The sequence below is a fragment of the Collimonas rhizosphaerae genome, from assembly GCF_038896935.1.
GTDB classification, from domain to species: Bacteria; Pseudomonadota; Gammaproteobacteria; order Burkholderiales; family Burkholderiaceae_D; genus Collimonas; species Collimonas rhizosphaerae.
The window spans coordinates 159,930-172,716 of record NZ_JBANDC010000006.1 but is presented as its reverse complement, the minus strand read 5'-3'; the positions used below and the strand labels follow the sequence as shown (position 1 = coordinate 172,716).

12 protein-coding genes are annotated in these 12,787 nt (G+C 60.3%); all 12 read left to right on the top strand.

What is annotated here, in order from left to right; all coding sequences use genetic code 11:
• Positions 1-32: 32 nt before the first annotated feature.
• The 12 genes from pdxR (at position 33) to metW (ending at position 12,718) form a co-directional block, all read left to right on the top strand.
• Entirely contained in the window at positions 33-1,493 is a 1,461-nt protein-coding gene (pdxR, locus tag V8G57_RS10680) for a MocR-like pyridoxine biosynthesis transcription factor PdxR (RefSeq protein ID WP_342829357.1), read from the top strand.
• A gap of 284 nt (positions 1,494-1,777) precedes the next feature.
• The gene (locus V8G57_RS10675) at positions 1,778-2,551 is read left to right on the top strand and encodes a TorF family putative porin (protein WP_342829356.1); all 774 of its coding nucleotides are present in this window, start codon (positions 1,778-1,780) and stop codon (positions 2,549-2,551) included.
• A 120-nt stretch (positions 2,552-2,671) separates the two neighbouring features.
• Positions 2,672-3,010 (top strand): P-II family nitrogen regulator, encoded by a 339-nt coding sequence (locus V8G57_RS10670; RefSeq protein ID WP_014008135.1) that lies wholly within the window; start codon positions 2,672-2,674, stop codon positions 3,008-3,010.
• Between the two features lie 19 nt (positions 3,011-3,029).
• Entirely contained in the window at positions 3,030-4,577 is a 1,548-nt protein-coding gene (locus V8G57_RS10665; protein ID WP_425458266.1) for an ammonium transporter, read from the top strand.
• 119 nt (positions 4,578-4,696) lie between these two features.
• Positions 4,697-5,245 carry a GNAT family N-acetyltransferase gene (locus V8G57_RS10660; RefSeq protein WP_254784987.1) on the top strand — a complete coding sequence of 183 codons (549 nt, stop codon included), beginning with the start codon at positions 4,697-4,699 and terminating at the stop codon, positions 5,243-5,245.
• 304 nt (positions 5,246-5,549) lie between these two features.
• Positions 5,550-6,848: a glutamate--cysteine ligase gene (gshA, locus tag V8G57_RS10655; protein WP_092395477.1), complete on the top strand. Its 1,299-nt coding sequence runs from the start codon at positions 5,550-5,552 to the stop codon at positions 6,846-6,848.
• Between the two features lie 133 nt (positions 6,849-6,981).
• Complete coding sequence (gshB, locus tag V8G57_RS10650) at positions 6,982-7,920, top strand: glutathione synthase (protein ID WP_092395475.1); 939 nt, start codon at positions 6,982-6,984, stop codon at positions 7,918-7,920.
• A gap of 112 nt (positions 7,921-8,032) precedes the next feature.
• A complete protein-coding gene (locus tag V8G57_RS10645; protein WP_092395473.1) occupies positions 8,033-8,437 on the top strand; it encodes a PTS sugar transporter subunit IIA in 405 nt (134 codons plus the stop codon).
• A gap of 49 nt (positions 8,438-8,486) precedes the next feature.
• On the top strand, positions 8,487-8,756 hold the full coding sequence (locus V8G57_RS10640) for an HPr family phosphocarrier protein (RefSeq protein WP_092395471.1): 270 nt from the start codon (positions 8,487-8,489) through the stop codon (positions 8,754-8,756).
• Positions 8,757-8,939: 183 nt separating this feature from the next.
• Positions 8,940-10,694 carry a phosphoenolpyruvate--protein phosphotransferase gene (gene ptsP, locus V8G57_RS10635; protein ID WP_092395683.1) on the top strand — a complete coding sequence of 585 codons (1,755 nt, stop codon included), beginning with the start codon at positions 8,940-8,942 and terminating at the stop codon, positions 10,692-10,694.
• A 253-nt stretch (positions 10,695-10,947) separates the two neighbouring features.
• Positions 10,948-12,126 (top strand): homoserine O-succinyltransferase MetX, encoded by a 1,179-nt coding sequence (gene metX, locus V8G57_RS10630; RefSeq protein ID WP_092395469.1) that lies wholly within the window; start codon positions 10,948-10,950, stop codon positions 12,124-12,126.
• Positions 12,116-12,718, top strand: coding sequence for a methionine biosynthesis protein MetW (metW, locus tag V8G57_RS10625; RefSeq protein WP_092395467.1), 603 nt, complete (start codon positions 12,116-12,118; stop codon positions 12,716-12,718). Before metX ends, metW begins: the two co-directional genes overlap by 11 nt.
• Positions 12,719-12,787 lie beyond the last annotated feature (69 nt).

Sequence of the window (12,787 nt, the reverse complement as noted above, 5' to 3'; positions counted from 1 at the left end):
CCAATGTGAAGATTGCGCCTCCGCTCCTGTTGATGAACCTCGATCCAGCCGGCATTACGCTGGACGGCGGCAACGGCCTGGCCAAGCAGCTCTACCTGGCGCTGCGCCGGCGGATCCTGGCCACGCCCGGCACTTACCGCATCAAGCTGCCCACTTCGCGCAACCTGGCGCTGGCTTTGCAGGTGTCGCGCAATACCGTGGTGCGGGCGTACGAGCAGCTGTACGCCGAGGGTTACATCAGCAGCAGGGTGGGCGACGGCACCTATGCCGATGGCTTGGCGGCGGCAGTTGTTGCCGAGCCGGATGCGCAGGCCGCGGCAGCGCCCGCCATGCGGCAATCGGCCATGCAGGGGCGATTGAGCGGATATGAGACACGGCGCCGCATGTCGGCCGGGCCGGCGCGCGCGTTCCGGCTCGGGATTCCCGCCTATGACTTGTTTCCGAACCAGATCTGGGGCCGTCTGCAAAGCCAGTTCTGGCGTCGTGCGCCGCTGGCGGAAATGGGTTACGGCGACGCCGCCGGCAACCTGCGGCTGCGCGAGCTGATTGCGGCCTACCTGCGGCAGGCGCGCGGGCTGGCTTGCGAACCGTCGCAAATCGTCATCACGGCCGGAGCGCAGCACGGGATTGCCCTGTGCGCGCAATTGCTGCTCGATGCCGGCGACAAGGTCGCTATCGAAAATCCTTGTTATCCGGCTGCAGCTGCAGCGCTGGCGGTGGTTGGCGCGCAGCTGGTGGGGATTGCCCTGGACCAGGATGGGATGGACACGTCGCAACTTGCGCAGCACGCTGATTGCCGGATGGCGTATGTGACGCCGTCGCACCAGTATCCGCTCGGGGTCACGCTGTCGCTGGCGCGCCGGCTCGAACTGCTAGCCTGGGCCGAGCGCCACAACACCTGGGTCGTCGAAGACGATTACGACGGCGAATATCGTTACGACGGCACGCCATTGGCGCCGCTGGCGGCGCTCGATCGCAGCGGGCGCGTGCTGTATGTCGGCACCTTTTCAAAAATCGCCTTTCCCGGTTTGCGGCTGGGCTACCTGGTGCTGCCGCCCAAGCTGGTGCCGGCGCTGACCGCGCTGCACGCCATGGGCGACCGCCATCCGCCGGCCGCGGACCAGGCGGTGATGGCCGAATTCATCGCGGCCGGTCATTTCCAACGCCACATCCGGCGCATGCGGCGCGCCAGCCGCGCGCGCCGTGACGCCTTGCTGGAAGGCTGGGCGCCATTGTTCGGACAGCAGCTGCCTTTGCCCAAGGTCGCCGCCGGTTTGCACCTGAGCCTGCCATTGGCGAGCGCCGGACAGGAGGCTGACCTGGTGGCCAAGGCCATCGCCGCCGGCGTTGAGCTCAATCCCATGAGCCGGTTCTGCCTGCCTGGGCAAGCAGTCAATCCGCAGCATCGAGCCGGCCTGGCGCTGGGTTTTGCCGGTGTCGACGAAGCGGCCATCGGGCGCGCACTGTTATCCCTGCGGCAAGCCTGGACTTGATTTGTAGCCGACTACAGGGCGTCATGTAGTCTTCTCTTCATATTTTCGCACCAAAATAATGCTCAATTAAATGCGTGCATTATTATGGTGCATTTCCTTGCCGATTTTTTTGTGCAAGAACATCCTGCAGTTAACAATCAGTAAAAGCAGTGAGTAAAACGCCCCACAAGGGGCTGCAGCCATGGAAAAGGAGAGATCGGCGCAGTTGGCATGGGTTCTGCTATGGAAAGTCCGAGGAGTACTGATTTAGCGGTTTTTCATTCAACATACCAACAGGGACATCCATGAAAAAGCTGATTTTAGCCGCAGCAATAGCAGCAAGTTTCTCCGCAGGTCTCGCTCACGCCGAAGACGCCAAGCCGGATAACGAGATCAGTTACAACATTGGCGCGGTCAACGACTACCGCTTCCGCGGCATTTCGCAAACGCGTTTTGACCCGGCGATACAGGGCGGTGCGGATTACACCAACAACCCTACCGGCCTGTATGCGGGCACCTGGCTGTCGAATATCAAGTGGATCAAGGATGCGGTCGACAGCGCCCATACCGGCACCGGCGGCAAGGGCCCGGTTGAATGGGACATCTACGGCGGCAAGCGCGGCGAACTGCCTGGCGGCTTCACCTATGACGTCGGCGGCCTGTACTACTACTACCCGACCAACAACTACAGCCAGATCGGCCGCAACGCCAACACTTTCGAGCTGTATGGCCAGATCGGCTACGGCCCGGCCTATTTCAAGTACTCGCATGCGCTGACCAACCTGTTCGGCACGGTCGACAGCAAGAACAGCGCTTATTACGATGCCGGCGCCAATTTCGATGTCGGCGCGGGCGTCACGCTGGGGCTGCACCTCGGCCACCAGACAGTGGAGCATTTCAGCTTCGGCAGCTACACCGACTGGAAAATCGGCGCCACCAAGACCTTTGAGCAGCTGGCCGGCGTGACGCTGGGACTGGCCTATGTCGGCACCGACGCCAAGGATGGCGCGTACGTCAGCCCGAGCGGCAAGAACCTGGGCCGCAACGGGGTAGTGTTTTCGGTAGCGAAGACCTTCTGACGCATTGGGGACAGAATTACTCTGTCCCCAACTGACCAGGACATGAGCTTAAAGCAAAGCCGGATTACGCAAAACCTGAGTGAGCTGAATTCCTAAATTCGATAAAACAACGAGGCCGACATGAAACTGATTACAGCAATCATCAAACCATTTAAGCTCGACGAGGTGCGCGAAGCGCTTTCGGCGATTGGCGTGCAAGGCATTACCGTGACCGAGGTCAAGGGTTTCGGCCGCCAGAAAGGGCATACTGAGCTGTACCGCGGCGCCGAATACGTGGTCGACTTCCTGCCGAAGACAAAAATCGAAGCAGCGGTGGACGACAGCATCCTGGAACAGGCGGTAGAAGCGATTGAAAACGCGGCGCGCACCGGCAAGATCGGCGACGGCAAGATTTTTGTATTTGATCTGCAGGAAGTTATTCGTATTCGTACCGGTGAAACCGGCAAAGATGCAATCTAAGGGGATAAAAAATATGAACATCAAAAGTACGTTTGCTACGATTTTGGCGGCTTGCTCGCTGATCGCGGCTACTTCCATGTTGCCGGCCCGTGCCGCCGACGAGGCATCGGCAAGCGCTAGCGCAAGCGTGGCAGCTGCCAGTGCGGATGCTTCCACCGCAGCTCCGGCTGCCGCGCCTGCGGCATCGGTTGCTGCGGCGCCGGCAGCGGCCGCTCCGGCCGCCAGCGCTCCGGCTGCCGCCGCGCCTGCGGCGCCGGTGCCGAACAAGGGCGATACTGCCTGGCTGCTGGTATCGACCGCGTTCGTGATCCTGATGACTTTGCCGGGCCTGGGCCTGTTCTACGGCGGCCTGGTGCGCAGCAAGAACATGCTGTCGGTGCTGATGCAATGCTTCACGGTGTTCTCGCTGATCATCGTACTGTGGATACTTTACGGTTACAGCATTGCGTTCACCGAGGGCAATGCCTTCTTCGGCGGATTCAGCCGCCTGTTCTTGCACGGCATGACGCCGGATTCGGTTGCCGCCACTTTCAGCAAAGGCGTGGTAGTGCCTGAGTTTGCCTACGTGGTGTTCCAGGGGGCGTTTGCCGCGATCACCTGTGCGCTGATCATCGGCGCCTTCGCCGAGCGCGCAAAGTTCTCCGCGATCCTGGTGTTCACGGTCCTGTGGTTCACGTTCGCTTACCTGCCGATGGCGCACATGGTCTGGTTCTGGCCTGGTCCTGATGGCTTTACCGACGCCGCTGCTGCGGAAAAACTGACCGCTACCGGCGGCTGGCTGTTCCAGAAGGGCGCGCTCGATTTCGCCGGCGGCACCGTGGTGCATATCAATGCCGCTATCGCGGGCCTGGTTGGTTCGTACGTGATCGGCAAGCGCGTCGGCTTCGGCAAGGAAGCATTCAAGCCGCATAGCCTGACCCTGACCATGGTCGGCGCTTCGCTGCTGTGGTTCGGCTGGTTCGGTTTCAACGCCGGCTCCGCGCTGGAAGCCAACGGCAGCGCCGCACTGGCTTTCATCAATACCTTGCTGGCGACTGCCGCTGCGGTGTTGAGCTGGAGCGCCGGTGAATGGATCGGCAAGGGCAAGCCGTCGATGCTGGGCGGCGCTTCGGGTGCGGTCGCCGGCCTGGTGGCGATTACGCCTGCCGCCGGTTTCGTCGGCCCGATGGGCGCTCTGATCATGGGCTTGCTGGCTGGCTTCATCTGCCTGTGGGGTGTCACCGGCCTGAAACGCCTGCTTGGTGCGGACGATGCGCTGGACGTGTTCGGCGTGCATGGCGTCGGCGGTATCCTGGGCGCATTGCTGACCGGCGTGTTTGCGGCGCCTAGCCTGGGCGGCGTCGGCATCTATGACTATGTCACCAATGCAGTGCTGCCAGACTATTCGATCACTGGCCAGCTGTGGATCCAGTTTGAAGGCGTGCTGACGACCCTGGTCTGGTCGGGCGTGGTGTCGCTGGTCGCATTCAAGCTGGTCGACATCGTCATGGGCTTGCGCGTGACCGAAGAAGAAGAACGCGAAGGCCTGGACATCTCCAGCCATGGCGAATCTGCTTATCACGACTGAGTCCTGCCTGATTGCGCCGGATAGCTGCAGCATTGGCTATCCGGTGCGATGTTCGATGCAATCCCGGGCTCGTCCTGGGATTTTGTTTTTTTGACGTAGCCGTTTCAGGAGATTCCAGCTTGGACCCGACCATCACCCCGCAACGCCTGACCGCATGCACGGTTGAAGACGTCAAGGCGAACCAGTTCGATCAGGTGGTGGGGCCGCTCACCGATATCCTGATGGCGTGCGTGGAGCAGGGCGCCAGCATCGGATTCCTGGATACGCCGAATACCGAAGATGCTTTTTCATTCTGGTACGGCGTCAGCGGCTCGCTGGTGAGCGGCGGCCGGCGCTTGCTGGTGGCGCGCTTTGCCGGCCAGATCGTCGGCACCGTGCAGCTGGTGCTAGCGGCGCCGGCCAACGGCCGCCACCGCGCCGAGATTTCCAAGCTGCTGGTGCATCCCGACGTGCGGCGCAAAGGCGTGGCGCGCGTGCTGATGCAAAAGACAGAGACGATTGCGCGCGCCGATGGTCGCTCGCTGCTGTTCCTGGAGACACGCACCGGCGACGCGGCGGAATCCCTGTATAGCTCGCTCGGATTTGAACTGGCCGGCATCGTTCCCGCCTATGCCCGCTCGACCACCGGCAAGCTGAGCGACAGCAGCTTCATGTATAAACGGATCTGATCCTGAGGGGTTAGCGGCAATTACGCTCGAATCCGATAACAATGTGACACGATTTACAAGGCGCCTGACGGCGCTTTTTTGTTTTTCCGGGACTTTAAAAATTCGCGACCGGCCCGATGTAAACTTGGCTCATAGACGCACCTGCCGGAGCGTCGCCGTGGATGGCATCCCGGCGGTAGACCGGCGAAATAATGCATTTCCCGTTAGAATCTGCGTCTCTTGCCTGTCATGGGAGTCCTGAAAGACATTCCTGTCATGGGCAGTTGCGCAAGTTCGCTGCATAGTTCCCAAAAGAAAGTTTTATATGGTTCCGCACCTTGTCACCGCCCTGAACGGCCCTTTGCTCGATCTGGAAAAGAAAATCCTCGCAGCCACCCCGGCTATCGAGCGCTGGTTCCGGATGGAATGGCAAGAGCACACGCCGCCGTTCTATTGCTCGGTCGACCTGCGCAACTCGGGCTACAAGTTGGCCCCGGTGGATACCAACCTGTTCCCGGGCGGATTCAGCAATCTTTCGCCCGAAATGTTGCCGCTGGCGATACAGGCGGCCATGGCAGCCATCGAAAAATATTGTCCGGACGCCAAGAACCTGCTGCTGCTGCCGGAACTGAACACGCGCAATACCTTTTATCTGCAGAACGTGGCGCGGCTGATGCAGATTTTCCGCCAGACCGGCTTGCATGTACGGCTGGGTACGCTCGATGAAAGCGTGAAAGAAGCACAGACGATCGAATTGCCGGACGGCAGCACCATTACGCTGGAGCCGATGGAGCGCTCCGCCAACGGCCGCCGGCTGGGTTTGAAGAATTTCGACCCGTGCACCATTTTGCTGAATAACGACCTGTCTTCCGGTACGCCGTCGATACTGGAGAACCTGAACGAACAGAATGTGCTGCCGCCGCTGCACGCCGGCTGGACCGTGCGCCGCAAGAGCAACCATTTCATGGCCTACGACGAAGTGGTGAAGAAGTTTTCGAAGCTGGTGGATGTCGATCCGTGGATGCTGAATCCGTTCTTCGCCAAGGTCGACCAGGTCGATTTCGACGCGGCGGACGGCGACGACAAGCTGGCGGCCGCCGTCAGCTCGCTGCTGGCCAAGATCCGCAAGAAATACAAGGAATACGGCATCACGGAAAAACCGTTCGTGATCGTCAAGGCCGACGCCGGCACCGACGGCATGGGCGTGATGAGCGTGACCGACGTCAGCCAGATCAAGGAGCTGAGCCGCAAGCAGCGCGAGAAGCTGTCGCTGGGCAAGGCCGGCGGCGAAATCCACGACCTGATCATCCAGGAAGGCGTGCATACTTTCGAGCATATCAATGATGCGGTGGCGGAACCGGTGGTGTACATGATCGACCGTTACGTGGTCGGCGGCTTTTACCGCGTGCATGCCGAACGCGGCATCAATGAAAACCTGAATGCGCCGGGCGCCCATTTCGTGCCGCTGGCGTTCGCCCAGCAGCATGCGCTGCCGGACATGCTGGCCAAGCCGGGCACTACCGCGCCGAACCGCTTCTATATGTATGGCGTGGTCGCACGTCTCGGTTTGCTGGCGGCTTCGCTTGAAATGGAAAAGACCGATCCCAATCCAGAGGAATACTGATTGTGGGACAGAGCTGCCCGGGTAGGGTTTAAGAGCCACCGCAGCGTGGCGAATTACACGGTCTGTGCGACTCTGTCCCCAACTGATCAGATAAAACGATTGATGTGCAAAGAATACTAATACAGGATAGAAAATGAAAATAGCTTTCCTCGCCGATCCGCTGGATACCTTCAAGACGTACAAGGATTCGACTTACGCCATGATGGTCGAAGCCGTCAAGCGCGGCCACACCATCTATGCGTTCGAGCAAAAGGACATGGCGCTGGAAAGCGGGGTTGTCACCGCCAACGTGGTGCGCGTCAGCCTGACCGGCGACGACAAGGACTGGTACCGGGCCAGCGCGCCCGCCGCCATGTTCCTGTCGGAATTCGATGCGATCCTGTTGCGCAAGGACCCGCCTTTCGACATGGAGTACATCTACACCACCTACCTGCTGGAATTGGCGGAAACACAAGGCGCCCGGGTATTCAACAAACCGCAGGCGATCCGCGACCACAATGAAAAGCTGGCGATTGCCCAATTCTCCAAATACACCTCGCCGACCCTGGTGACGCGCGATGCGGCACGCTTGCGCGCCTTCCACGCAGAACACCAGGATGTGATCCTGAAGCCGCTCGACGGCATGGGCGGCACCGGTATTTTCCGGGTGCGGCAAGACGGCCTGAACCTGGGCTCGATCATCGAAACCCTGACCGACAACGGCCATCGCACCATCATGATCCAGCGCTTCATCCCGGAAATTGTCGCCGGCGACAAGCGCGTGCTGGTAATTGGCGGTAAAGTCGTGCCCTATTCGCTGGCGCGGATTCCGCAAGGCAGCGAGGTGCGCGGCAACCTGGCGGCCGGCGGCGTCGGCGTGGCGCAGCCGCTGACGGCGCGCGACCGTGAAATCGGCGAAGCACTTGGGCCGGTGTTATCACAGCGCGGCCTGTTACTGGTAGGATTAGATGTGATTGGCGATTATCTGACTGAAGTCAACGTCACCAGCCCGACTTGCTTCCAGGAAATCAAGCAGCAGGCCGGTTTTGATGTCGCCGAGATGTTTATCGACGCGCTGGAAGCGGCGCTGTAACTTATTTTGTTGTTCTGGTTGTTGACAGCCAAAGCTGTGGACCAGGATGGTCGTTGCTGTAAAACCGTTGTAAACCGGGACGAATCCGTAAGCCGGATTTGAAATTGAAACTATGATTGGCATTCTCCTTTTAACCCACGCCCCCCTGGGCCAGGCATTCATCGCGGCTGCCTCTCATGTGTTTCGCCAGACGCCGGAGCGGCTTGAAGCGATCGACGTGGTCGCCGACCAGAATCCCGTCGAAGTGCAAAAACTGGCCAAGCAGGCCGCTGCACGCCTGGACGATGGTTCGGGGGTGCTGGTGATTACCGACGTCATGGGCGGTACGCCATCCAATTGCACGCTGCCGTTTTGCACCGGCAACCAGACCCAGGTGATTGCCGGCATCAGCTTGCCGATGCTGCTGCGCGCCTTGACCTATCGCAACGACACGCTGGACGTGGTGACCGAAATGGCGCTGGCCGGCGGCCAGGGCGGGGCGGTCAGGGTCGATAACCGGGTGCGGGTGGCGCACTGATTTGCCAGGGCCGGGTCTTTCAATAAATCCAATATTAGATAAAAGACAAATGATTCAACAAGAAATCGAAATCATCAACAAACTCGGCTTGCACGCTCGCGCGTCAGCCAAATTTACGCAACTGGCAAGCAAATTCAAAAGTGAAGTCTGGATGACCCGCAACAAGCGCCGCGTCAACGCCAAGTCGATCATGGGCGTGATGATGCTGGCGGCCGGCAAGGGCAGCACGATATTGCTGGAAGCCGACGGCGAGGATGAGAAGACCTGCTTTGATGCCTTATACCAGCTGATTCAAGACAAGTTCGGCGAGGGGGAATGATCCTGATTTGTGAACGGACGCGCCGAGACGCGTGTCCGGGCACTGCCCAATTATTTTCTTTGCAATTTAAACGTTTTATCTAGTCAGTTGAGGACAGGGCCGCACCGGGAGCGCAATTCGCCGCAAGGTTGATCCAGGCGTCTCCCGGGTCCTGCTCCACAATGTATAAAATTGGGCGACCAGATGGCATCTTTCACCTTACACGGCATCCCGGTTTCACGCGGCATCGCGATCGGCCGCGCCCATCTGCTGGCGCCGGCGGCGATGGACGTCAAACATTACCTGATCGGCGAAACCGAGGTCGAAGCCGAAGTCCAGCGCTTGCAGAACGCCGTCACCAGGGTGCGTACCGAGCTGCAGACCATACGCGCCGACCTGCCGAAAGAATCGCCGCCCGAGCTGGGCGCCTTTGTCGACGTCCACCTGCTGATCCTGTCGGACCCGATGCTGGCCGAGATGTCGCTCGATATCATCCGCAACCGCCAATACAACGCCGAGTGGGCGCTGGTAACCCAGATCGACGAATTGTCGGCGCAGTTCGATGAAATCGAAGACACCTACCTGCGCGAGCGCAAGATGGATGTGCTGCAGGTGGGCGAACGCCTGCTGAAAGTGCTGACCGGCACCTCCACCCGGTTGCCGGAAGTCGACAGCGACGGCGCTTCGTTCGCCAATATCGTGGTGGTCGCCTATGACATTTCCCCGGCCGACATGCTGCAGTTCCGCGACCGCGCGTTCGCTGGTTTCGTCACCGACCTCGGCGGCCAGAATTCGCATACCGCGATCGTCGCGCGCAGCCTGGATATCCCGGCCGCGGTCGGCATGAACAACGCTTCGCGCCTGATCAAGCAGGACGACTGGATCATCATCGACGGCGACGCCGGTGTTGTCATTGTCGACCCGGCAACAGTGATACTCAAACAATACCGCGAACGGCAGGTGCACCTGCTGCGTTCGCGCAGGAAACTCGGCAAGATCAAGAAGACCCGCGCGGTGACCCTGGACGGCACGGAAATCAGCCTGCTGGCCAACATTGAACTGCCCAGCGATTGCGCGGCGGCGATGGATGCCGGCGCCAGCGGGGTCGGCCTGTTCCGTTCGGAATTCCTGTTCATGGGCCGCATCGGCCCCCAGCACGAGCTGCCGACCGAGGATGAGCAGTTCGAATCCTACCGGCAGGCAGTAACGGCGATGAAGGGCCGGCCGGTGACGATCCGCACGCTGGACGTCGGCGCCGACAAGCCCATCAACACCGAAGAACAGACCGCGCTCAACCCGGCATTGGGCCTGCGCGCGATCCGCTACTGCCTGGCCGAGCCGCAGCTGTTCCTGACGCAGCTGCGGGCAATCTTGCGCGCTTCGGCCTTTGGCAAGGTCAAGCTGCTGATCCCGATGCTGGCGCATGCTTTCGAGATCGACCAGACCCTGGCCATGATCGCGCAAGCCAAGCAGCAGCTGCGCGATGAAGGCGTCGCCTTCGACGAGGCGATCCAGACCGGCGCCATGATCGAAATCCCGGCAGCTGCGCTGGCCTTGCCGATGTTCATCAAGCGCATGGATTTCCTGTCGATCGGCACCAATGACCTGATCCAGTACACGCTGGCGATCGACCGCGTCGACCACGAAGTAGCGCATTTGTATAATCCGCTGCACCCGGCGGTCCTGTTCCTGCTGTCGACCGTGATCGCGCTGGGGCGCAAGGCCGGCATCCCGGTGTCGGTCTGCGGCGAAATGGCGGGCGACGTCAAGTTCACCCGATTGCTGCTGGGCATGGGTTTGCTGGAATTTTCCATGCATCCGGCGCAGCTGCTGGCGGTGAAGCAGGAAGTACTGAACAGCGACCTGGACGAACTGACGCTGCAAACCCGGAAAATCCTGCGCAACACCGAGCCGAGCGCGATTGCGGCGGCAGTCAACCAGATGCGCATGACCGCATAATAATTACCTGTTCCATGCGTTCAGGTTTGACGCCAGGCCCCGACTTGGTTATTCTTAAGCTTATCGCGCCGATTTGAATGGTTTCACCACCTCAGCTTGCGGGCGCGCGGCATCACCCGGTCCAAGGACCAGGCGATGCCAAATAAATACGGCTAAAGCGAGCTTGACGTACAAGCCCAGAATTTAGCCCGATTAGCGAAAGCTCTCGGGCTTTTTTTATTTCCATACAACTCTCATGCCTACCGTACCAGCCATGTCCCAAGGAATAGTAGCCCCGCAGTCCATGCATTTCGCGACGCCGCTGCAGTTGCAAAGCGGCGCGCTGCTGGCGGATTACACGCTGGTGTATGAAACCTACGGCAGCCTCAACGCCGACAAGTCGAATGCGGTGCTGGTCTGCCACGCCCTGAACGCCTCGCATCACGTCGCCGGCGTGTACCAGGACGATGAAAAGAATGTCGGCTGGTGGGACAACATGGTGGGGCCGGGCAAGGCGCTCGACACCAGCAAGTTCTTCGTCATCGGCGTCAACAACCTGGGTTCCTGTTTCGGTTCGACCGGTCCGATGCACATCAATGCCGCCACCGGCAAGCCATACGGCGCGGAATTCCCGGTGGTGACCGTGGAAGACTGGGTGCAAGCGCAAGCACGCCTGGCCGATGCGCTTGGCATCAGGCAGTTCGCCGCCGTCATGGGCGGTTCGCTGGGCGGCATGCAGGCGCTGGCCTGGAGCCTGGCTTATCCAACCCGCCTGCGGCATTGCGTGGTGATTGCGTCGACCCCCAAGCTGTCGGCGCAGAACATTGCTTTCAACGACGTCGCGCGCCAGGCTATCCTGACCGATCCCGGTTTCCATGGCGGCGATTATTACGCCCATGGCGTGGTGCCCAAGAACGGTTTGCGGGTGGCGCGCATGGTGGGCCACATCACCTATCTGTCGGATGACGACATGGCCGAGAAATTCGGCCGCGACCTGCGTTCCGGCGCCTACCAGTTCGGCTTCGGCATCGATTTTGAAATCGAATCCTATCTGCGCTACCAGGGCGACAAATTCTCCGAATACTTTGACGCCAACACCTATCTGCTGATCACCAAGGCCCTCGATTATTTCGATCCGGCCAAGGAATACGGCGGCGACCTGACCCTCGCCTTGAGCAAGACCCAGGCGCAGTTCCTGCTGGTCTCGTTCATGACCGACTGGCGTTTTTCGCCGGAACGCAGCCGTGAAATAGTGCAGGCCCTGGTCAACAACAAGCGCCGCGTCAGCTACGCCGAGATCGACGCTCCGCACGGCCACGATGCATTTTTGCTGGACGATCCGCGTTACATGAGCGTGGTGGGCGAATATTACAACCGGATCTGGCAGGAGCTGGAACAGCCGGCGGCGCCGAGCGCAGTGACTGAAGCAGCAGGAGCAGTACATGAATTTTGATCAATTGAGCAGCTTGCGGCCCGACCTGGCCTTTATCGCGCACTGGGTGCGCGGCGAGTCGCAGGTGCTGGACCTGGGGTGCGGCGACGGCGTCATGCTCGATTACCTGCAGTCCGACAAGCAATGCGCGGGTTATGGCGTCGAAATCGACGACGCCAAGATTCCGGTCTGCGTGGCGCGCGGCGTTTCGGTGATCCAGCAAGACATGGAAGCCGGATTGACGCTGTTCGCCGACAACGCCTTCGACACGGTGCTGTGCCTGTCGGCGCTGCAGATGATGAAAAATGTTGAAGGAGTATTACGCGACATCGCCCGCGTCGGCCGCGAAGCAATCGTCTCCTTCCCCAACTTTGCCTACTGGCCGCACCGGGTAGCGCTGTTGCGCGGGCGTATGCCGGTGTCCAAGTCCTTGCCTTACGAATGGTATGACACGCCCAACCTGCGCTGCGCCACCATCAAGGATTTTGAAGAGCTGGCCAATGAAGTCGGCCTGGAAGTGCTCGAATGCGTCGCCCTGCACGATGGCCGGCCGATCTCGGTGCTGCCAAACTGGCGTGGTAGTCTTGCGGTATTCCGATTTCGTAAGAAATAACCTAAAAAATAAAGGATATGCCGCCGGGCTGCTGCTGAAGCCGCAGCCTGGCGGTTTATCCTGAACTCC

Coding starts and splice junctions, on each gene's coding strand:
- V8G57_RS10640 (WP_092395471.1), top strand. CDS start 8,487: ATGATTCAACAAGAAATCGAAATCATCAACAAACTCGGCTTGCACGCT.
- V8G57_RS10670 (WP_014008135.1), top strand. CDS start 2,672: ATGAAACTGATTACAGCAATCATCAAACCATTTAAGCTCGACGAGGTG.
- ptsP (WP_092395683.1), top strand. CDS start 8,940: ATGGCATCTTTCACCTTACACGGCATCCCGGTTTCACGCGGCATCGCG.
- pdxR (WP_342829357.1), top strand. CDS start 33: ATGAACCTCGATCCAGCCGGCATTACGCTGGACGGCGGCAACGGCCTG.
- metW (WP_092395467.1), top strand. CDS start 12,116: ATGAATTTTGATCAATTGAGCAGCTTGCGGCCCGACCTGGCCTTTATC.
- gshA (WP_092395477.1), top strand. CDS start 5,550: ATGGTTCCGCACCTTGTCACCGCCCTGAACGGCCCTTTGCTCGATCTG.
- V8G57_RS10675 (WP_342829356.1), top strand. CDS start 1,778: ATGAAAAAGCTGATTTTAGCCGCAGCAATAGCAGCAAGTTTCTCCGCA.
- metX (WP_092395469.1), top strand. CDS start 10,948: ATGTCCCAAGGAATAGTAGCCCCGCAGTCCATGCATTTCGCGACGCCG.
- V8G57_RS10645 (WP_092395473.1), top strand. CDS start 8,033: ATGATTGGCATTCTCCTTTTAACCCACGCCCCCCTGGGCCAGGCATTC.
- gshB (WP_092395475.1), top strand. CDS start 6,982: ATGAAAATAGCTTTCCTCGCCGATCCGCTGGATACCTTCAAGACGTAC.